The 20,107-nt window shown below is 48.3% G+C and carries 17 protein-coding genes and 1 riboswitch; of the genes, 5 read left to right on the forward strand and 12 right to left on the reverse strand.

All coding sequences use genetic code 11. The features are described 5' to 3' along the window. Positions 1 to 74: 74 nt before the first annotated feature. The 11 genes from FCL48_RS14695 to FCL48_RS14745 all read right to left on the reverse strand — a co-directional run bounded on the left by FCL48_RS14695 (position 75) and on the right by FCL48_RS14745 (position 11,412). On the reverse strand, positions 75 to 698 hold the full coding sequence (locus tag FCL48_RS14695) for a type II secretion system protein (protein ID WP_205747726.1): 624 nt from the start codon (positions 696 to 698) through the stop codon (positions 75 to 77). 38 nt (positions 699 to 736) lie between these two features. Beyond that, a riboswitch (cyclic di-GMP riboswitch) is annotated at positions 737 to 812 on the reverse strand. A 221-nt stretch (positions 813 to 1,033) separates the two neighbouring features. After that, on the reverse strand, positions 1,034 to 1,870 hold the full coding sequence (locus tag FCL48_RS14700) for a type IV pilin protein (RefSeq protein ID WP_136873042.1): 837 nt from the start codon (positions 1,868 to 1,870) through the stop codon (positions 1,034 to 1,036). Continuing rightward, positions 1,854 to 2,357 (reverse strand): type II secretion system protein, encoded by a 504-nt coding sequence (locus tag FCL48_RS14705; protein ID WP_169309235.1) that lies wholly within the window; start codon positions 2,355 to 2,357, stop codon positions 1,854 to 1,856. Before FCL48_RS14705 ends, FCL48_RS14700 begins: the two co-directional genes overlap by 17 nt. Positions 2,358 to 2,409: 52 nt before the next feature. Continuing rightward, complete coding sequence (locus FCL48_RS14710; protein ID WP_136873044.1) at positions 2,410 to 3,327, reverse strand: tetratricopeptide repeat protein; 918 nt, start codon at positions 3,325 to 3,327, stop codon at positions 2,410 to 2,412. Continuing rightward, positions 3,324 to 4,949 carry a pilus (MSHA type) biogenesis protein MshL gene (mshL, locus tag FCL48_RS14715; protein ID WP_136873045.1) on the reverse strand — a complete coding sequence of 542 codons (1,626 nt, stop codon included), beginning with the start codon at positions 4,947 to 4,949 and terminating at the stop codon, positions 3,324 to 3,326. Before mshL ends, FCL48_RS14710 begins: the two co-directional genes overlap by 4 nt. 63 nt (positions 4,950 to 5,012) lie before the next feature. Then, positions 5,013 to 5,576 (reverse strand): hypothetical protein, encoded by a 564-nt coding sequence (locus FCL48_RS14720; protein ID WP_136873046.1) that lies wholly within the window; start codon positions 5,574 to 5,576, stop codon positions 5,013 to 5,015. After that, positions 5,561 to 6,043: a hypothetical protein gene (locus tag FCL48_RS14725; protein ID WP_136873047.1), complete on the reverse strand. Its 483-nt coding sequence runs from the start codon at positions 6,041 to 6,043 to the stop codon at positions 5,561 to 5,563. Before FCL48_RS14725 ends, FCL48_RS14720 begins: the two co-directional genes overlap by 16 nt. Beyond that, positions 6,040 to 7,494, reverse strand: a complete 1,455-nt coding sequence (locus FCL48_RS14730; RefSeq protein ID WP_136873048.1) for a hypothetical protein — start codon at positions 7,492 to 7,494, stop codon at positions 6,040 to 6,042. The genes FCL48_RS14725 and FCL48_RS14730 overlap by 4 nt, the downstream gene beginning before the upstream one ends. After that, positions 7,491 to 8,564 (reverse strand): ExeA family protein, encoded by a 1,074-nt coding sequence (locus FCL48_RS14735; RefSeq protein ID WP_136873049.1) that lies wholly within the window; start codon positions 8,562 to 8,564, stop codon positions 7,491 to 7,493. The genes FCL48_RS14730 and FCL48_RS14735 overlap by 4 nt, the downstream gene beginning before the upstream one ends. A 2-nt stretch (positions 8,565 to 8,566) precedes the next feature. Beyond that, complete coding sequence (locus FCL48_RS14740; protein WP_136873050.1) at positions 8,567 to 9,769, reverse strand: type II secretion system F family protein; 1,203 nt, start codon at positions 9,767 to 9,769, stop codon at positions 8,567 to 8,569. Then, on the reverse strand, positions 9,769 to 11,412 hold the full coding sequence (locus FCL48_RS14745) for a GspE/PulE family protein (RefSeq protein ID WP_136873051.1): 1,644 nt from the start codon (positions 11,410 to 11,412) through the stop codon (positions 9,769 to 9,771). The genes FCL48_RS14740 and FCL48_RS14745 overlap by 1 nt, the downstream gene beginning before the upstream one ends. Before the next feature lie 244 nt (positions 11,413 to 11,656). Between FCL48_RS14745 and FCL48_RS14750 the strand changes: the two genes are divergently transcribed. Further along, entirely contained in the window at positions 11,657 to 13,540 is a 1,884-nt protein-coding gene (locus FCL48_RS14750; RefSeq protein WP_136873052.1) for a lytic transglycosylase domain-containing protein, read from the forward strand. Positions 13,541 to 13,612: 72 nt separating this feature from the next. On the opposite strand, the gene FCL48_RS25010 is transcribed toward FCL48_RS14750, so the two are convergent. Continuing rightward, positions 13,613 to 13,750 carry a hypothetical protein gene (locus FCL48_RS25010; protein ID WP_169309229.1) on the reverse strand — a complete coding sequence of 46 codons (138 nt, stop codon included), beginning with the start codon at positions 13,748 to 13,750 and terminating at the stop codon, positions 13,613 to 13,615. A gap of 475 nt (positions 13,751 to 14,225) precedes the next feature. Between FCL48_RS25010 and lexA the strand changes: the two genes are divergently transcribed. From lexA to FCL48_RS14770, 4 genes are read left to right on the forward strand one after another with little or no spacing between them, the layout of a single operon-like run. Next, complete coding sequence (gene lexA / locus FCL48_RS14755; RefSeq protein ID WP_136873053.1) at positions 14,226 to 14,861, forward strand: transcriptional repressor LexA; 636 nt, start codon at positions 14,226 to 14,228, stop codon at positions 14,859 to 14,861. Beyond that, on the forward strand, positions 14,851 to 15,738 hold the full coding sequence (locus FCL48_RS14760; protein ID WP_136873054.1) for a DUF72 domain-containing protein: 888 nt from the start codon (positions 14,851 to 14,853) through the stop codon (positions 15,736 to 15,738). The genes lexA and FCL48_RS14760 overlap by 11 nt, the downstream gene beginning before the upstream one ends. Further along, positions 15,731 to 16,957 carry a hypothetical protein gene (locus tag FCL48_RS14765; RefSeq protein ID WP_136873055.1) on the forward strand — a complete coding sequence of 409 codons (1,227 nt, stop codon included), beginning with the start codon at positions 15,731 to 15,733 and terminating at the stop codon, positions 16,955 to 16,957. The genes FCL48_RS14760 and FCL48_RS14765 overlap by 8 nt, the downstream gene beginning before the upstream one ends. Before the next feature lie 50 nt (positions 16,958 to 17,007). Continuing rightward, positions 17,008 to 20,043, forward strand: a complete 3,036-nt coding sequence (locus FCL48_RS14770) for a DNA polymerase III subunit alpha (protein ID WP_240744854.1) — start codon at positions 17,008 to 17,010, stop codon at positions 20,041 to 20,043. Positions 20,044 to 20,107 lie beyond the last annotated feature (64 nt).

The following is a 20,107-nucleotide window of genomic DNA, read 5'->3' on the forward strand; positions in this document are numbered from 1 at the left end:
TCTGCAGAAACAGAAAAAGGGATATCACTTTTACGGTGATATCCCTTTTAGCTGATTAATAAAATAATCCTTAATTACGGTAAATTAATCGTGTAGGCAGCGTTTACAGTCGTAGTTGTTGAGGCGTTTGGCCAGGCTGAACCGTTTGCGTCAGTATACTGCCTGAAGTTCCCTTTTTCAGCATCTGCTTCACCGTCGACCATGGTATCAATTGCGATTGCGAGGTCTGTAGGCATGCCGGTAAAGTAGAGCGCATTACGATATCTTAATTCTCTATGACTGTAGAGATAATATAAATGCATAGTCATGGTTGCGGACCCGGAGTAGGTGCCTGTGTAGGTGTACTGACCATTACTGGTGACGTTGCTGACAATCTCAGTGAGACCGACGGCTTTTAAGGCGTTGTTGATATTTGTAAAATCGGTTCCCGCTACATTGTCAAACTGGCCATTTTTTGTAGCTACAGATCCACCGTTGGCAGTACCGTCGCCTAGAAGATTTCCTGTGCGGTCAAAGTAGGAGGCTATGGATAGTTCCCACTCTTTCACAAATGTGGTGTAAAACTTTTTCTGTTTTGCGCTGTTGAGTACGTCTTTGCCTTTAATAACTGCACCAAGTATCAAGCCGATAATGACCAATACAATTGCCATTTCAATAAGGGTAAAGCCCTTATCATTTTTGAGTATTTTTGCTCGCATTTTTTCCCCCTGAAATTTTCATACTAAATGTTTGATCGAGCAGCAACCCGGCTATCCATTTCTGGACCCGTGGCTTTCCGTCCCCACTTTACAATGGGTTTGGCTTTTTCCGACACAGAGTAAATCCTGAAAGTATTATAGCACAAATGATGCCAGTAGTAGAGGAAGGAGGAAATAAAAAAACAAATGCTGTAAATACAGAACGATATTGGGTGTAATTGAACTGTTGGTTCCTGGCCAGGTAAAGAAATGGTAAAAAAATGTGAGTGTCTGTAGTAACTTATAATAGGAATAACGTAATTGTAATTACGAGAAAGTGAGTGATTGTAATTACCTTAATCCTCAGCCAGCGTGCATGAGGGGGGAACCTGCAAAAGCTTTATTCTTCCGTCCTGGTCACCATCAACAAGAAGGGCCGTGTCATAGTCAATTTCGCAGGTGGCATCAACGGTTACGCAGTTGTCTGTGGTTGAACCAAGGCTGAATTGCTGATTGTAATTAATAATTCCGACATCAGTATCATTGTCTATGGCTGCACCGTATGAGCATATGGTCTGTCCTGTCTGGTTGTCGAGGACAATTGTGCAGCTTATAAGTTGAGCGAGTTCGTCCACAGTAACATACTGTACGATATCATCAAATTGTTGCGTTGGATCGTTGAGGTCTACGGTGTACAGGTCAATTTCTGTTCCGTAATTGTAAATTCTCACCTCGAGATCTGCCCCGTTGCCGTCAACATTTACTGGTGCCTCCAGCTGTCTGTTGAAGTTGTGACCAACAGAGGAGATAACAAAGGCAATATTGTCTTTTTTCTTGCTGGTACAATCCCCGTCAAGACAAACGGCAAGTCCGGTCTGATCGGTGCCCCCGGCAAGCCAGGTGCAGATATCCTGACCTGCGAGCAGCGGTGACGGGATATAGACAAGGTTGTTCTGCCAGGGATCAATGGTGTGTCCGATCTCATTCAGGTTTACAGCAAGTGTCCGATTCTGGACAAAATCACCCTTTAGTTCGTCTCTTGCGGTGAGAACTATCTGTCGTCCTTCGGAGAGCTTGTTTTTCTTGGTCATCGAAATGATAAGTGGTGCGATTGTACCAAGGATCAGGCCCAGAATGACCAGGACGATGGACAGTTCAATAAGTGTAAAGCCTTGTTTATTTGTTGATTTCATAGATGAGTATGCTTTTGCTGGTGGCCCGGCAGAGATCGTCCCCGCCTGAACAATCCCATAGAGTTGTTGTTGAGCTGATGGTTATGGTTCCATCCGGCCCGCCGCTGGCGAGTATCCAGGCTGTATCTGGATGGTCGCCAGTTTCGTCTCTGAGCGTTTTTGTCGTAACCGCAGATACCTCCTGGTTATCGCCAGTGTTGTAGTAAATGATACTGTTGCCCCATGGGTCCAGTACCGCGCAGTGTCTGGTAAAGTATGCCTGGGGTGGGATAGTCCCCGAATGAATGACGTAATTACTCAGACAATCGGATACCGATGTGAGTGTGGTTTTCACAGCTGAGATCTGTTGAGATGTTTTCATGGACATCCAGGCTACAAGGCCAAAGCTGAGCAGCAACCCCATAATAGTTATCACCAAGGCAAGTTCGATAAGAGTGAACCCACGTTGTTGGTGATTTTGTGTGTCTGTTACTGAGAAATTATACAACAGTTTGCTCCCATCTAAAAGAAGTGTAGGCTCAGGTTGGGGTACAATGTACTCATTTACGGGACAACATCTGTTGAATTATACTGAGGTTAAGCCTGATATCACGGTCTTCAGGGGCTGCAATGCTTCCCGCTTTAAGTATTTCAAGAGCCTCTTCGGGGCGGTCGATCTCCATTAAGGCTGCCGCAAGATTGTTGGCAACATTGGGGTCTTTTGAGGTCTCCCATACTTTTCGATAGAGGGTAATTGCCCCTTCCCACTCTCCTTCATGGCGATACAGCTCAGCCTGGTGGAGCCACCTGCTCACCTTGGCCTTATCGTCGGCAAGTGCAGCAAGTCTTTGAGTCGGGAGAGGAGAGGGCTCGTCGAATATCTCCTCATCTGTAATTGCTTCAGCGATCTCAAGTTCATGAATATAAACGGTGGCACTACCTCCAGAAGGGTGCCTGGTAATTTCCACCTGAATTGAGGAGGGGTGTTTCTTGAGATCGTTGATGATATTTTCAAGGTTCATCACGATCGCATCTTGATTGGCGACATCAACACTCGTCAGGGCTGGCTGAGGGGCAACAAGTGCGGTCAGACTCTCTGTATTACCTGAAGTGACAGTGACCGCGGGTTGTTCTGGGCTGACGGGTGTCGTCTCCTCTTGTGCAGGGACAGGGGGGGGCGGAATAACAGGTTGCTCAACCGAGATTGGCGGTGTCGTGGATTGGCTAACTTTTGCCTGGTTTGTCGGTGGGATTGTGGGCGAGGTGTCTCTGGTAAACCAGTTCTGCCACCAGGCGGTAAGAGCGACGGCAATACCGCCAAGAACCACGAGGGCAAGGGCCAACAGCACGATTCTCAGCCACGGGGAACGGTTTTTTTTGTTAACCGTCTCGTCGCCTGCCAGGATAAATACAGGTTCCTGTTCATCCTGGGCTGCGACCTCCTCCAGGCGGCTTATGACATCGTAGAGTTTACTCATGATTCAATAACGTCAATTTTTAAAATGATAACCATCTCCACTGTCTCCTTGGATGTACTTGTTTCCTTGAAAAGCCGGCCAAGAAAAGGAAGGTCTCCGAGGATGGGCAGTCCTGTTTCCTCCTCCTGCTCCCGTTCCATGATCAGGCCGCCAAGGACAACAATATTTTTAGGATGAACATTGACTATGGTTGAGATCTCACGCAGGTTCACCGAGGGAAGGGTTATGCTGTACGAGTCGGTCTCACCGAGTTGCTGCTGATCTAAAGAGACGATTTCACTCTTTATCGGTACGATATGCAGGGTAACGGAGTTGTCATTTTTAATGATAGGTGTGACTCCCAGCAGGATACCATCAAAAATCGAACCGATCTCGGTGCTGATATCCTCAGTCTGGGTGTCCCCGCTTCCTTCAGTGGTTTTTGTCACACTTTTTAAATAAGATACTGATTGTCCGACACTTATTACGGCAGATTGGCCGTTCATAGCTTTTAGACGCGGATTGGAGAGAACTTTCAGGTTACCATATTTTTTCAGGGCACTGAAAACGGCATCGATTGAATAATCCTCGGTGTCTATGGCGATATTGTACAGAGATTCAGAGGCGTTGCCACTGACGTTAACCAGGGTCTGGGCAACATCGAGTATCGGTTCTGTACTTGTGTACAAAGAGAGGTTTTGCCAGTCAATTCCAAGTTTTTGGCTTTCGTTGAGGTCCACTTCGATTATCTGGGCCTCGATAACCACCTGCTTGGAATATTTTTTACGCAGGGTGTCAAGGTAGGCCTCCAGTTCGTAAATCAGGCGTGGGCGGGCTCTCATCATAATAGTACCCGTCTGCCTGTTAAGGAGAAACTCACCATTGTCTTTGAGTCGCTGGCCCACGGTTGTTTCAATGTTGGTGTAGATATCGGTGACCGACTCACTGATTGCACCCTGGACCTCGAATTTTCCGGTCAGGGGGCTTTGAACATCCTCACTGGAGCCACTGCTCCCACCAAGTACGTCTCCTCCTACGCTGAAGCTAGACTGGTTGATACCGGCAGCAAAATCCAAATGAACGGTTTTGGTAAGATACGGTTCGATAAAAAGGGTGGAGTTATCCTCTCTCCAGCCGACATTGAAAATTGTGCAGATCGCATCAAGTATGGTTCTGACTTTAATTTCCTGATATTCTGCTGTGAGTTTATTGTTGCCAAGAAGAGATTCCAGTTCGGGGTCAAGCACAAGATTGAGTCCTGCAGCCCGTGCCAGGATTTGAAAAATGGGTCGATAGCCCTCTTCGGTAAAGCTTGCACTGATACGTTCACTGTCTAGAGGCGACAGTTCTTTGAATTTTGGTTTCAGAATAATCTTTTCTGGCTCATCGATGGGGGTTGCGTATCTTTTCTTCGGCTTGGCTGAGGCCGGTTGCTCCTGACTGAAAAGGGAGGGCTCGCTTTCCGGGTAAATAGACGGTACAGGCTCTGCTTGAGGCACAGCTTGTTTTTGTGAACAACCCTGCATGAGCAACAGGATTACAATGAGCAGGAGGCTCCGCAGAATCCAGTTAGTGCAGAGTGCTGTACCATGAGACAACCGGAAAGGTTTGAAAAGCAGACAGCGTTTAGACCGATGATTCATAATGTGATCGTTCTCAGGTTATAATAATATTGTATGACAGAGGATGCAGTCGTGGCGGATTGTTCATTGCCTGCCTGCGTCTGGATTTTTCATACCAGCCTCTGTTGTTTTGTCGTCTCTGTGGATTAATTTACCCGATTCCAGGGTAACCTTTTTTCCTGGGGCCAGGTGAAAGGTCTGTATTGGAGTTGAAAAGACGACTTCTCGCTCATTTATTTTTTCTACCGTAAAGCCTTCTCCCTGTTGTCCTTCGTGGTAAATTTTACCATTGATAAGACAGTAGTTGCCAAGTTTTCCCTGGGCTATGGTTGTTAAATGTATGTCCTGAAGAATGGCCGTTATTGGATTGTCGACTGTTTCTACCGGATCAAGAGGCTGTGGGGTGGCAGGCCGGAAAAATGGATCCCGTCCCGCGGACATGACCTTTGGCAGGAAACTTTTGAGTTGAGCTGTTGTATCCTCTTCTGGAATGTTCATCAGTGCCTGATGTACGTGAAGTCTGGTTCCTGTGGAAAAAGGTCTGCTTTTACTGTTGAACCAGACTGCGACACAGACAGCTACCACTAAAAGGAGCAGTGGCAGTCCGGCAAGGACACTGGCGCGGATATTGTTTACTGGCATGGACATAGATAGTAACCCTGAAGATGGAAGATAAGTCTTCTGCTTTTCTGCTCCACCATGTTTTCTTGTGTCAGTTGTTCGTTATTCTGGATCTGGCTGTCTTCTGTTTTGATTGCCGCAGAAAAATAGTCAAGGATAAACGGCCTGTCTTGCCGGTAGAGGCTGCTCAGACGCTGCACCAGTTTATCGTAAGCGAGGTCATCCCATGTTTCATCAACTTTTTCCCATTGCGGTTCACCGAGATTTTTTTGGTAATATGGGCTTGAGTCAATAAATTTCATATACCTATCGACCTGTTCATACGCATGGTTAAGTTGTTGTTTTCTTTCCTGCAGATCTTTGAGGGCTACCGTATAATGCTTGTTTGTCTGAAATGCCATGATAAACAGATAAAGGCAGACTGCAAAGGCAATCATACAGGCGCATTGAATGCAAAGTGCAAGTGGTGATGGCTTTGGAAGTTCATAACTCATGGTTTAACCCTTTTGAGCTGAGGGAGAAGGCTGCCATGGAGGAACCCTGTTTGTTCAGCCTCCCGGTAATTCCAGGTAAGTTCTCCTACACCAAAGCTTTCGTTTAAGCTCGATGCTGTTTTTTCAAATCTGGTTGTCACCTCCGCATAACTCCCCTGACTGCTGCAGGTAAGAGCAAGGAGAAAAGCCTTATCCTGGATCTTTTCAGGAATACTTAATTCCTCTGTAGCCGAGCGTTCCTGGCCTGTTATAGGGTCGGGGCCGGGTGGCAGGGCGAGGGTATCTTCTGCCCCAAGTGCCTGACGCTGTATTTTTAACTCTGTAACGTGGACATTGGGCGGTAGGGCGTCGGAGAGTTGTTTGGCCAGGAGATCCAAGCGATAATCTTCGAGGGCTTTGGCCCGGATGTTTACCAGGCGCTCAAAATTATTGAGCATTGTGGTCTGGGGCATTCTCTGGGTGATATGCTCCCGAAGCTGGTTGAGTTCAGTGGTCGTAGAGCGGTAGCTGTTTTCCTGCTTCTTGAGTATGGGCTGGTAATACAACCAGCTGGCCAACAGACCCGTTGCCAGGACTCCAGCGCAGAGGGCTACAGTTTTTGATACGGATTGGAGCTGCCAGATTTTCCTGAAATCTTCTGGGACAAAATTGTAGGCAGGGTCTGCAAAATATACCCCGAAAAGCTGAGGGTTGTCTAAGACCGCCTCAGGGTCTGGAGTCTGTATGACTTTGCTGAAATCAGCTTGCCATTCATCTATCCCCAAATTTTTCAGGTTGATGGTGTTTCGTCTGGAGCCAAGGCAGAGGATGTTAAACTCCTCTATATTGTGCTCTTTTCTCAGGGTCACACGAGCAAAATCTACGGCATTTGGGATAAGTGCCTCTTCAACCTGTCCGGGGCCGGTCTGGGCAAGGGATTGGTTATAAACAGGGATACCGTTTTTTACTACGAGGAGCTGGCTATACCGCATGCCAATTACAAAGATGAGGACTGCTTTTGCTGTCAGAGTTTTTATAAGGCCTGCTATGGCTGTAGCGGCCGGCACAACAGAACAGGTTTTGACACCGGTAAGAGCACTGATCTGCGGGAGGCTTGCATTCAGGTCTTCTTCGTGGATGAAGATAGAATTGACAATGTTGTCCTTGCCTGCCATTGCACAGCTTTTATGGATCAGGCTTGAGGTATCCATGGCAATGCCAAGATCGGTGAATCTTTTCTTTACCTGCAGGGCAAGCAGCTCGGGTTTGAGTTTTGGAAAGCTGTCGGTATAGATGTGGTAGTCTTCCGGGGTGAACGTGTAGTGGATGTTGCCGTTATATTTCCTGCCGATGGTTTCGCTCTTAAAAAACCTGCTAAACCTGACTGTATCCTTTGTTTGAGAGAGCATCTGGGTTATGAAGTATCCCCCCTCAGGTCGTTGTTGAATACACCAATTTCTTGCGCGGATCATGAGGCGGTTCCTTGGGGTGGAAAGGAGAATATAAATTTTTCTGTCATTCTGGCGTAGCAGATGGTCGGAATATTGAGTTGCACTTTTTCTTGTATTGTCGAGGGAACAGTCGTAGTTATTCCGGGGAGAACTCCGCTGGCTCTATTAAAAACTAAAATGTAGATCAGGGCAGCTACAACGAAAAAAAACACAACGACAAGAGGAACGGCAATTAATTTATTTTTACGCCTGGTTTCATTGATATCCTTCATAGTGGTGATCGCAGTCTTCACATGTCTTTTAGAAAGACGTCTGGTTGCATCAAGGCTTGCGAGCAGCAGGGTGCGATCCATTATTCTGTTGATGAGCCTGGGGATACCATGACTGGCCTTGTGGAGCAACCTGCAACCTGATGTGGAGAGTTGGATTCCACGGCCTCCTGCGTGTTTGAGTCGATATGTAACATAATCTGCAACCTGGCTCCTGTTTAATGGCTCCAGCTGCTCGTGAACCACTATGCGCTGGACGAGTTGCCCCAGATTGGGAGCGGTCAGGACTTTTTCAAGGCCGGTCTGGCCTATGAGCAGAATCTGCATCAGTTTGCGTTTACCTGTCTCAAGATTCGAGAGCATTCGTAACTGCTCAAGGGTCTGGGGCGGCATATTCTGTGCTTCATCAACAATAATAAACAGTTCTCTGTTTTCTTCTGCCATTTTGAGAACATGGCTCTGGAAGCTTTGTAACAGCTCAGCCATTGATGTCTGGCTGTTGAATTCCAGTCCCATTTCGCCCAGAAGAAGCTGAAGAAGACCAGTTGCATTAACGGCTGGACTGAGGATAAGAACAGGAGTCTTCCTCTCGTCGAGGCCTTCAAGGAGCCGTCGCAGGATCAGGGTCTTGCCGAGCCCGGCTCTGCCTGTCAGCACCATGAAGCCTTCTCCGTTGTTGATGGCATGCTTGAGAATCTTGGCTGCGGCCTGGTGGGATGGGGCGGGATAAAAACATTCCGGATTAGGGCTAAGGCCAAATGGTGCCGTTCGAAGACCATAAAGGCTGAGATATTGAGCTGTTGGTTGTTTGGTTGCAGCCATTGTTATCCCAGTTGTGAAATCATATTATATACTGGACCAAGTAATCCCATGGCGATGATGGCAAAGATGAAGCCTGCCACAACAATGATAAGCGGCTCAATTGTCTTGGACATTGCCGAAACCAGCTTATCCACCTGTTTCATGTAGTGACTTGCCAGAAGTGCGAACTGTTCCGGCATGTTTCCGGTCTGTTCTCCCACTCGTACCATTCGTAAAACAAAGGGTTCAAAAAAGGCAAAGGATTTGATCGCCTCAGACATGGGATTCCCTTCACTGATCTCTTTACGCATCAGGCGAACACCGTTTTTAAGAATCTGGTTGGAGACCGATTGCTCCATCAGTTCCATAGAACGGAGAATATTAACACCGGCATCTGTGAGCATCGCCGTATATTCAAAAAAGAAGGCGAGTTGGGAGGCACGGATAACGTTTTTTATAAGAGGGACGTGGTTCCACATCTGATCCCAGATATACTGTATTTTGGGATTACGCTTTGTTAAAAGGTAAAAAATGACAAAGATTGAAATGAACAGTGGAATTACAGGCCACCAGCGGTCAAAAAAGTCCGTTGTTGCGATGAGAATTCTGGTGGGAAGCGGCAGGTCTTCAATGCCCATGGAGGCAAAAAGATCCATGAGCTGGGGCAGGACAAAAAGCATCCAGAAGGCGAGAGCACCGAACATCGCCAGGAGAACCACGATGGGATAGATCAGCGCTCGACGGGTTGAACTGATAATATAATCCACCCGGTCGATATGGTTCGCTCCATCTCTTAAGGTTCGATCGAGATTACCGGTTTCTTCTCCGATAGAGATGAGCGGCAGCATAATTTTGGGGATGATCGGTGGGGCTTCCCGCAGTGCTTCTGAAAAAAGTAAACCATCGTCTATACGCTTGTTGATGGCATTAAAGGTGTCACCAAGTACCGGGTGACAGGGCGGCTTGGTCATATCGTCCAGTGCTTCACGCAGAGGAACACCACCCTGGATCAGCAGCGCAAGGTTTCTGAAAAATTCTGCAAGGATCGGTCGTTTAAGAGCTCTGCCTGGACGAGGAAGTGGTGGAAACAGTTTTTTCCTGTAATCAACAAGGATTTCCCCTTTTCTTTCTACGGTGCCGAACAGATCCTCAAGAGACGAGAACTTCCCCTGATTTCGGGTCACCTCTCCAGCACTGTCCATGGTCTGGTAGCTGAAATGTGGCATTAGCCGATCACCCTGATGAGTTCCTCAATACTGGTGATACCGTTGCGAACCTTATTAATCCCCGAGGTGCGAAGATCGGTAAAACCCTCCTGCCTGCAGGCATCCTCAATGACATCCAGTGAGGCGTCTTTTGCAATGAGGCGCATGAGCTGATCAGTTACAGGAATCACCTCCGAGATGGCATCGCGGCCAAGATAGCCGGTGTCCTGGCAGTGAGAACAGCGCCCTGCCTTATAGTACTGCCCGGCGGGGTCGAGGCCGAATTCCTGAGCTGCTTCGGGGAGAATTGTGGTCGGCTCCTTACAGAAAGTACAAAGTCTTCTGATCAGTCGCTGGGCCATGATGCCTTTGAGTGAGGTGGACATCAGGTAGGGGGAAATTCCAAGATCTTTAAGCCTGGCAAGAGCCGCAATGGCGCTGTTTGAGTGCAGTGTTGACAGCACAAGGTGGCCTGTCAGCGCAGCTCTCACAGCCAGCATAGCGGTTTCTTCATCCCTGATCTCACCAATGAGCATTACGTCAGGATCCTGGCGGAGAAAGGTGCGTATGGCAGAGGCGAAGGTGTACCCGGCGCGGGCATTCACCTGGGTCTGGCGGATCATCAGGAGTTCATACTCGATGGGATCTTCAACGGTTAGTATGTTTTTGCCGATAGCGTCCTGTTCACGAAGAGCTGCATAGAGAGTGGTCGTCTTACCTGAGCCTGTGGGCCCGGTAATGAGGACCATGCCGTGGGGGAGTTGGAAGGTTTTACGCAGCACCTGTTGTTTTGCTTCTCCAAATCCGAGCTCATGGAGGTTAAAGGTGGAGGAGCCGCGCGACGGTAAAAGGCGCAGTACCAGGTTTTCTCCAAAATTTGTCCGAACAGAAGAGACCCTGATATCAAAGGTGTCTCCAAAAAAATCAAAGGACATTCTGCCATCCTGAGGTTTGCGCTGTTCGGCAATGTCCATTCCGGAATTCACCTTGATGTTGGTGGTCAGACGGCTGTGGAGGCTGACAGGAAAAACATAGATTGGTTTGAGTACCCCGTCGACCCGGTACATAACCCTTGATGAGATGTCACTGGGGGTGATATGGATATCTGTTACCCGGTAACTGATGGCGGAACCGATCAGGTTGTCGACAAGTTTCTGGACATCTACATCAAGGTTGGGGTTGATCCGGAGTTTATTGGTGATCGATTTGATCTCGTCTTCAATGGGATGTTCGATGAGATAGTAAAAACGTTCGATCATTCGTTGCAGCTGGTTGGCCCCGGCGACATGGACGTGGACGATCAACCCGGTGATCCTGTAGGCCTGTTCTTCCGCCAATTTGGAAAATGGATCAGCAATAGCGATATGGAGTTGGTTTTCCCGTTTTTCTATCACAAGAAACTGGTAATGGGCTGCCACCTTACCTGGGACAAGTGCAAGGAGTTTGGGGTCAGGCAGAAAGTTACGCAAGTCAATAAAAGGAATATTTCCCTGCTTTGCAAGCACGAGGGCGAGGTCAGAATCGGTGATAAGCCCCAGGCGCATGAGACACTCACCCATACGTTCTCCGGTTGCATTCTGTTCGCGGAGAGAAAAATCAAGTTGATCGTGGGTGATAAAACCCTGATCTATGAGCAGGTCTCCAAGTCTAGGTGATGCCCCCATTTGTACTGTTCCTGTTGGTTAAAAGTTTTGTGTATCTTGACCATTTTCCAGAAAAATGATCAGATGAAAACAACTCAAAATAAACATATCATAGCTCTCATGAAATGTAAAACGTATGGCTCTATTTTTAGACAAGAATTACAATGTGTTGTAAGTATGGGCGGGGCTGTGCTTTTGAGTAGGCAATGACCTGCCTTATTTTAGTAGTTATAAACAATGTTGTGAGAAGAAACGAGGAGTTACGATGCTTCAGAAGCTGAAAAGTGGTAAAATTGTCGCTGCGATTTTTTGTTCACTTTGTGTTTATTTAATTTTTTCAACTATTTGCCTGGCCCAGATGGTGACCATCCCCCTGACTCTGGACGAACAGCTTCTTACCTCGATTCTCGTGGAATCCTCCTTTAAAGGTGAAGGCAAAAGTGTTGATATCTATGGTAGGAAAGGTGATTGTACCCATATAAAACTCGAAGACCCCCACTACCGGATTGAGAACAATCTTCTGAGGTTGGAGGTAGCCCTGTCTATCCATGGTGGCACGGAAATGGGCGACAACTGCCTCTTCCCCATGGAGTGGAGTGGTTACCTTGTTCTGCTGCAAAAACCTGTTTTTGTAAAGAGCGAATTCGCCCTTTCATTCAAGGTGGTTGACTCCAAACTGCTTGGAAAAAATAAGGAACCCGCAGCCATTGCCGGAGTTCTCTGGGATCTGGTGAAAACGAATGTTTACGGCTACCTGGAGCGTGCTCAGGTGGATCTTGCCCCTCCTGTTGGGCACCTGCAGTCTTTTCTGAAGCCTCTTTTTAAAAAAGAAGTCCAAACGGCGACAACCGCCATGCTTGAATCTCTGCATAGGGGGAAGGTCTATGTCCAGGATGATAAACTCATTGTTGAACTGGTGGCTGAAGTAGAGGAGGTGTATCAGGCCGAAGCTGAACCCGTTCCTTTTACCCCGGAACAGCGTGCCCAGATCGTGGAATTATGGGAGCGGTGGGATTCGTTTTTGGTCAATTTCATCAGTTTGATTGCGCATGGCTTTCTACCGCCGGATGATCGTCAGCTCCTCATGGACAGCCTGCTTGAGTCTCGTTATACATTTGCCGCGGCCCTCGAAAAGCCAGAACTTGAAGGTGATCTTGTCCGCCTGCAGTTTTTGGAGGTCTGGAAAAATCTTTCTCCTCTTTTTCGGCGGCGACTCCAGAGCCAATCACCGGGAAACAGCCTCGGATTTCTTGCATTTTTAACGGCAGCCGATGCCCTGACCATGTTTGATGGGATGGGCCCTACTTTTGGAATTGAACTGAGCCAGCAGGGACTGCTGATGCTTGCCGAAATGTTATCAGGCCATGCAACGCCACTCCCGTACCTGTTTGCTCCTGATGAAAATTTGCGAAAGTTGTTTGAAATGCAGCCTGAGGGTGACGGTGACGTTCCCCTCAATGACCTCCAGGAAATTGATCTGGAACCAGCCAAGGAACCGCTCTCCTTGTTTCTGAATTTTTTCGTGAGTCCTGCCTACGCAGCCGAGTCTAAAGCCTCGCCTGATTATTCTGAAATCCTCAAGTGGCAGGTTCCTGAGGAACCCTATCCTGATTACATTGATAAAGTTCGTGCCGTACTTGATCAAGCCGCGGGTCGAATCGTCTCTCAACAGAAAATCCCGGCTTCGCTGGATAAGATGTTTGTGGAGATGATTTCTGCCGTAGCCTGGCAGGAAAGTTGTTTTCGCCAGTTTATTGTGAAAAATAAGAAACTGACTTATCTCCTCTCCTACAACGGTAGTTCTGTAGGTCTGATGCAGATAAATCAGCGCATCTGGCGGGGGCTGTATGATTCCAATCGTCTGCGCTGGGATATTAATTATAACGCTATGGCTGGTTCTGAAATCGTTACCCTTTACTTGAATCGTTATGCCTTAAAGGATGCGTCATGGGTGAAGAAAGGCAGGTCCGAACTGCTCGCGCGTCTTCTCTATTCCATGTATAACGGTGGGCCGGGGGAGTATAAGAAATTTCTTCAACGGGAAAAGACAGGAAAACACTATAAAAGTGATAAGCTCTTTGCTCAGAAACTGGAATGGGTGAAAAATAAAGACTGGCAAAAAGTCCGTCTCTGTCTGATTGGAGGATAATTCCGTCTTCGTCCTATGCTCCTGTTCCCGTGTATATGGTTCAGGAGCATGCTCTTTACCCCCATTTTATAATCATTTAGGATTGTACAATCTCCAGGACAGTCCAAGGACAGGTCCGTTCTGGCTCACGTCGTAAATAAAACCATCGTTATCATAATCAACAGCGAGGTAGCGGTAACCAACCTTCTTCAGTCCTTTTGCCCCGATCATAGGGTCGTACCCGTCCTCCTTGTTCTCTGTGCTGGCGAATCCTAAACCTCCTGACAGTAGCCGCTGTCATTGTCCCACCCTGCTGTTTCAGATAAAGGGAGCCGCGTCCGGGATGATCTAGGCCAGAGCAGATATTCTTTACCGTAATTTTTATCGTGGTGTTGTATTTATCGAGCATCTCCTGGTTTGTCAGGAAGTGCTCTTTTTTTACAGTTTTTGTCCTGGATACCGACCGTTTCCGGTGTGTTGATCTTTGTTTTTCCCTGTTTGTTATAACGTCATCGATTGGAGGTATTTTTGTCTGTATCGGATGGGAATTATTGTTTGAAGCTTCGAAGTGCATTGACAAAACAAAATGTAAATGTACAATACGGATAAGGAGTAATGTAAATGTACATTTGGTCGGACAGGTCAACGTAGAACTGGTTTTTTTAACAACACTATCAACCGGAAACATTCAAAGACTATTAAAGCTATGGAACTTACAGATAAGCAAAAACAGTTTTTTGAGTATTTAGAAGAACGTATGGATGAAGATGGGCGCATTCCCAGCCTGCGGGAGGCGGCTGTGGATCTTGGTGTCAGCCATACTGCAGTGGCACAGATGATAAACCAGCTGGAGAAAAAGAAGGTTATCAAAAGGGAAGGGCGCTACGGCAGGACAATTCGTCTCTATGGGACGTCCCGGGAAAATCAGCGGTTCCGGAGTGGGCGTGAGTTGCCGGTTATCGGTCAGATTACAGCAGGGCTTCCCATGTACGCCCAGCAGGAGTGGGAAGGAACGGTGGTTGTGGACGAATCCATTTTTACAGGTGACAATCTTTTTTGTCTGCGCATCAAAGGGCAGTCCATGAAAGATGCGGGGATTTTTGATGGCGATCTTGTTGTCTGTGAACCCCGTCAATATGCGGAAAATGGTGAAATTGTAGCTGTGCTGGTCAAGGGTGAAGAGGCAACCGTGAAGCGCTTTTTTCTCTTTTCCGACCATATTGAACTGCGGCCTGCAAACGATGCCTATCCGGTTATGTGTTACCCCTTTAATGAGCTGCTGGTACAGGGAAAAATCGTTGGAGTCATCCGTGGCAAACACAGGGAATTTGATGGCAAATAGTTTTCATACGTCGCCACCGGGGGTGGTTGAGCTGCCGGGTCTTCAAAGTGCAAGCGGCCTGGAACAACTGTGCCGGATTTCTGTCGGGACCTGTGGCTATTCCTACACCGAGTGGGTGGATAATGGTTTTTATCCCAGAGGCACCAGGGCATCGGATATGCTGCAACTCTACAGCCGCTGCTTTTCTGTGGTGGAGCTGAATTACACCTGGTATCAGATGGCCAGGGCAGATGCGCTTTCGCGGATGTTGGAAAATGCTCCGGAGCATCTCTTTTTTGCAGCAAAATTGACCAGAACAATGACCCACGATCCTGCCAGCAACTGGAAAGAGCAGTTAGTCGCCTACAGAGAGGGAATTGCCCCTTTAAAAGAAAGGCTGGTGGCAATCCTCATCCAGCTTCCCCCTGATTTTGACAGAACCGTTGCACACCGCAAATATCTGGCAAGCCTGCTGGGGGGCCTGGAAGGTCTGCCACTGGCGGTTGAATTTCGTCATGTATCCTGGGCGGTTGACGCGGTTTTTGCCGAACTTGAACGAAGAGAGATAAGCCTTGTTGCAGTCGATGAACCCGAACTCCCCGGACTTTTTCCTTTTCTGGATGTGGTGACAAATCCGAATCTCTTCTATGTCCGCTTCCACGGGCGTAACAGGGTAGGCTGGCGCTCTGGGAATATGCAGAAAAAATTCAACTATGATTATTTAGGGGAAGAACTGGCAGAGGTGCGGGATAGGCATCTTCTGAAAATGGCAAGCTCGTCAAATCGTGGAGTCATTTTTTTTAACAACCATGTCCGTGCAAGGGCTCCTGAAAATGCAAGACGACTGGTGCTGATGCTTGCGAGGCAGGGACAGGTCTCTGAATGTTTTCATGGGTAAAGGGTTTGTTGTCCGAGATCGGTCGATTCTCCATTTTAACGTGGCGGATTTTGCCGTAGCCGTAGAACGAATAGAAGATTCGAGCCTGCGGGAGAAACCGTTGATCATTGCACCAATGCAGGCAAGCCGTGCCCTGGTCTATGATATGAGTGAGGAGGCCTATGGTGACGGGGTGCGTAAAGGGATGTCAATCAGGCAGGCGCAACGCCTGTGTAAAAGTGCAGTGCTTCTTCCACCCAGACCCCAGCTGTATCAGAAGGCCATGGGGGCCTTTGTAAAAGAATTACAGGGCTATTCTCCGCTTATCGAATCGGGGCAGGCAGATGGACACTTTTTTGTCGATGTGACCGGCACTCACAGGTTGTATGGTCCGGCACCTGATGTTGGCTGGCGGGTACGGCGGGATGTGCGCCGGCAGCTTGGTATTAATCCGATCTGGGCCCTTGGGACTAACAGGCTTATCTCCAAGGTGGCCTCCCGGCTGGTAAAGCCTGTGGGGGAATATATTGTCAATCCGGGGGAGGAGGCGAGTTTTCTGGCACCTCTTCCCATCGAAATTCTTCCAGGACTTGAGGCAAAAGAGCTGGAAAAAATGCGTGAATTTCGCTTAACCACCATAGGCTCGCTTGCCCGTTTGAGTCCAGGACAGTTGATGGTACCCTTTGGCAGACGCTGTGAGATTCTTCATGCCCTCAGTCTTGGCATTGATGATACCCGGATCAATAAACCGTCTATGGAAACCGATGTTGTGGCCGCTGACTATAATTTTGCCACTGACACCAGTGATAGGGAAGAGGTTGACGCCGTTCTTGCGGCTCTTGTTGGCCGCTTGGGTCTTGCCCTGCGCAGTCAGAAAAAGGTGACGAGACGGGTCGGAGTCTGGCTGCGTTACAGTGATGGTGGCCAGGTAGTACGCCAGGCTTCAGATAAATCAGGAACCTCTTCCGAGTTTATCCTGCAGAGCCTTGCCCAGCTGGCATTAACGCGCTGCTGGCAGAGACGGACCAGGATCAGGTACTGCCGTCTGGTCTGTGATCGGTTGCAGCGCGAATCCCCGCAACTCGGCCTCTTTGCAGCAGGTGATGCCAGAGCTTCTGAACAAAAACAGGTCGAAACCGCCATGGACCGGATTCGTCTGCGTTTTGGCAGTGACAGTATCGGAGTAGGACGAAAGTATGTCTCTTCCGTATCGATGGGCACGCTGCTGGTCACCAACTGACATTTCTTGCCGTGCTTCCCCGGCAAATCAGATAACTGTAACATATTGGTGTGCTATTGTTTCCACTTCGTGTTCGTTCCTCTTATTCCCTGATGCAGGGAACCTCCTGTCCTGAAGCTCTTTGCCAGAGAGCAAGAGAACTCGGCTACAAAGGCCTCGCCTTAACCGATCGGAATAATCTGTATGGTCTTTGGAGATTTTTAAAAGGTTGCAGGGAAAATGGCCTCAAAGCCATTATAGGCGCAGAGATTTCTGAGCCGAATTCGAAGCGGCTGATCACCTGCCTTGTTCAAAATGAAAAGGGCTATAAAAACCTGTGCCAGCTCATTTCGGCCCGTCAGCTCAAAAAAGACTTTTGTTTGACAACAGATGTCCCCAGCCTGGCTGAAGGGTTGGTCATTTTATCTTCGGATGTGGAGCTTATCAGGGGATACCTGGCAGCGCGGCTTCTGGTGGCTGCAGATCTTGGCTGCAGACCGACGGCAAACGGTCGCCTGTTACGCCTCTTTGCAGAAAAGCATAGGATTTTGGCCGTGGTTACGGTGGACAGCGACCTCGGTCAAAAAAAGGAGAGAGATCTTCACCGGCTGGTGCAGGCCATTGCAGAAGGGCGTTGTCTTGATCCGCGGAAAAAAACAGACAAAAACGATGAGGTCAACTATCTCCGTTGCCAGAAGGACTATAGCGATATCTTTTCAGTCTGGCCGGAGGCCCTTGGTGCAACTGAAAAACTGGCGGCTCTCTGTCCGTTTACAGGACCGGATTTTGGTGTTGTGATGCCACCCTGGCGAGGGGCGAGAACAGATGATGCGGTGGCTGCCCTGAGAGAAAAGGCCTATAATGGTGCCCGGCAAAGATACGGAGATGATCTCGGTGAAGAGGTGGTGGAGCGGCTCGAACATGAACTGCGCATCATCAAGGACATGGGATTTTCATCATATTTTCTTGTGGTACGCGATATTGTACACCGCAAAAAAAAAGATGGAACACGGGAGATGCGCAGAATCTGCGGGCGCGGGTCAGGGGCGGCATCCCTTGTTGCCTACAGCCTTATGATCACCAATGTTTGTCCTGTAAAATATAACCTCTACTTCGAGCGCTTTCTCAATCCAGAACGAAAAGATCCACCCGATATCGATATTGATTTTTCCTGGGACGAGCGTGACGAAGTGATACAGGATGTTTTGGCCGATTTTAAGGGGCATGCAGCAATGGTCTGTAACCATGTGTTTTTTCAGCCTCGAATGGCAATCAGGGAAACAGCCAAGGTATTCGGGCTGCCCGGTTACGAAATCTCCCGCTTTACCGGGAAAATACCCTACATGCACAACAGCGGTGGGGAAAACTTACATGAAAAATTATCCTGCCTACCGGCTTTAAGGGATCAGGACCTGTCGGAACCATGGCCTGAAGTACTTCGGCTGGCAGAAGAGCTGATCGGTCTGCCTCGTTATCTCTCTGTCCATCCCGGTGGGGTGGTGATAACTCCAGCTCCTATTGACCACTATGTTCCCGTGCAGATGGCCGAAAAAGGAGTGCCGATCATTCAATGGGAAAAAGATGCAACAGAAGAGGCGGGACTGGTAAAGATTGATCTTTTGGGCAATAGAAGTCTTGGCGTTATCCGTGATGCCGTGGCTGCAGTACAGCAAAAAGGCGTGGTCCTGGAAGAAAATCTCTGGCACCCCGAAGAGGACAGGGAAACAAAGCTTGCAGTTGCAGCAGGCAAAACCATGGGCTGCTTTTATATTGAAAGCCCTGCCATGCGGCTGCTTGAACAAAAGGCAGGAACCGGGGATTTTGAACAGCTGGTGATTCAGTCATCGATTATCCGACCTGCGGCCAATGAGTTTGTGCGGGAATATGTTCGTAGGCTGCATGGCGGGACGTGGCAGCCCCTGTGCCAAGAGATTGGCGATATTCTCGATGAGACCTTCGGCCTGATGGTCTACCAGGAAGATGTTTCAAAAGTCGCTGTGGCGCTTGCAGGGTTTAGCCATGGAGAAGGCGACGGCCTGCGTAAAGTCCTTTCAAAAAAAGATAAGGTTGTTCGGCTGCGTGAGTATAAGGATAAGTTTTTTGCAGGGTGTCGTCGCAACAGCGTTGCAGAACAAGAGATTGAGCGTATGTGGGAGATGATGATGAGTTTTGATGGCTACTCATTTTGTAAGCCGCATTCTGCCTCCTATGCGAGGGTCTCTTTCCAGGCAGCGTACCTGAAATGTCACTACCCTGCTCAGTTTATGGCTGCTGTCATCTCAAATGGTGGAGGCTATTACTCGATCTTTGCCTACGTCTCTGAGGCAAAAAGAATGGGGCTTAAAGTGTTGCCTCCAAGTGTTGTGCACAGTGAGTTGTGCTGGAGTGGTGAAGGGGATGAAATACGGGTGGGCTTAATGGCTGTTCACGGTTTGTCAGAGAAGTTTCTTGGTCGCATCCTCAGCAGAAGAAAGCAAAGGATTTTTCAGTCCGAGTATGACTTTTTCCTCAGAACATCTCCTGCAGACAATGAGGCCCGTGCCCTTATTCATGCTGGGGCTCTGGATGATCTTGCTGTTGGTCAAAACCGTACCGTTCTACTGTGGCAATGGGCAAGTTTTCTTCACCAGAAGATGAACAGGTCCTCGGACATGCTGTTTCAGGCCCCTCTGTCTGAGGCTCCAGTACTACCGGCTCCCGATCGTAGAACACTTTTACGGCGAGAATACAGGGTACTGGGCTTTCTCTGCGGCCATCATCCCCTGGAGTTTTTACATCCAGCAAACGTGAAGAGAGGTCAGACGGCTGGCAAGTTTGTGAGGATACAGGATTTGCAAAAACGTATTGGTCAAAGAGTTTTCATCGCCGCCTGGTTATTGACCGGGAAATTAATTTCGACCAAAACCGGTGAGGTGATGGAGTTTCTCACCTTTGAGGATGAGACAGCCATTGTTGAGGCGACTTTTTTTCCTGACATCTATAAAAAATATGCCAATATACTGCAAAGTGGCCGTGGCTATCGTCTGTTGGGATTAGTTGAAGAGGATTTTGGTGCTCTTACTTTCACTGTGGAGGCACTGCAACCAATAACTGTTTCGTCGTTTTAAGTTGAAAAATTTTCTGTGGCTGTATACACTTTTTGTATATCTTATAAATTTCTACCAGTTGGTG

This window comes from Desulforhopalus sp. IMCC35007 (assembly GCF_005116575.1).
GTDB lineage: Bacteria > Desulfobacterota > Desulfobulbia > Desulfobulbales > Desulfocapsaceae > Desulforhopalus_A.

What these genes read in the sequence shown, in the direction of transcription:
- FCL48_RS14695 (WP_205747726.1), bottom strand. Translation starts at nt 698, where the DNA reads ATGCGAGCAAAAATACTCAAAAATGATAAGGGCTTTACCCTTATTGAA.
- FCL48_RS14700 (WP_136873042.1), bottom strand. Translation starts at nt 1,870, where the DNA reads ATGAAATCAACAAATAAACAAGGCTTTACACTTATTGAACTGTCCATC.
- FCL48_RS14710 (WP_136873044.1), bottom strand. Translation starts at nt 3,327, where the DNA reads ATGAGTAAACTCTACGATGTCATAAGCCGCCTGGAGGAGGTCGCAGCC.
- mshL (WP_136873045.1), bottom strand. Translation starts at nt 4,949, where the DNA reads ATGAATCATCGGTCTAAACGCTGTCTGCTTTTCAAACCTTTCCGGTTG.
- FCL48_RS14720 (WP_136873046.1), bottom strand. Translation starts at nt 5,576, where the DNA reads ATGTCCATGCCAGTAAACAATATCCGCGCCAGTGTCCTTGCCGGACTG.
- FCL48_RS14725 (WP_136873047.1), bottom strand. Translation starts at nt 6,043, where the DNA reads ATGAGTTATGAACTTCCAAAGCCATCACCACTTGCACTTTGCATTCAA.
- FCL48_RS14730 (WP_136873048.1), bottom strand. Translation starts at nt 7,494, where the DNA reads ATGATCCGCGCAAGAAATTGGTGTATTCAACAACGACCTGAGGGGGGA.
- FCL48_RS14735 (WP_136873049.1), bottom strand. Translation starts at nt 8,564, where the DNA reads ATGGCTGCAACCAAACAACCAACAGCTCAATATCTCAGCCTTTATGGT.
- FCL48_RS14740 (WP_136873050.1), bottom strand. Translation starts at nt 9,769, where the DNA reads ATGCCACATTTCAGCTACCAGACCATGGACAGTGCTGGAGAGGTGACC.
- FCL48_RS14745 (WP_136873051.1), bottom strand. Translation starts at nt 11,412, where the DNA reads ATGGGGGCATCACCTAGACTTGGAGACCTGCTCATAGATCAGGGTTTT.
- FCL48_RS14750 (WP_136873052.1), top strand. Translation starts at nt 11,657, where the DNA reads ATGCTTCAGAAGCTGAAAAGTGGTAAAATTGTCGCTGCGATTTTTTGT.
- FCL48_RS25010 (WP_169309229.1), bottom strand. Translation starts at nt 13,750, where the DNA reads ATGATCGGGGCAAAAGGACTGAAGAAGGTTGGTTACCGCTACCTCGCT.
- lexA (WP_136873053.1), top strand. Translation starts at nt 14,226, where the DNA reads ATGGAACTTACAGATAAGCAAAAACAGTTTTTTGAGTATTTAGAAGAA.
- FCL48_RS14760 (WP_136873054.1), top strand. Translation starts at nt 14,851, where the DNA reads ATGGCAAATAGTTTTCATACGTCGCCACCGGGGGTGGTTGAGCTGCCG.
- FCL48_RS14765 (WP_136873055.1), top strand. Translation starts at nt 15,731, where the DNA reads ATGGGTAAAGGGTTTGTTGTCCGAGATCGGTCGATTCTCCATTTTAAC.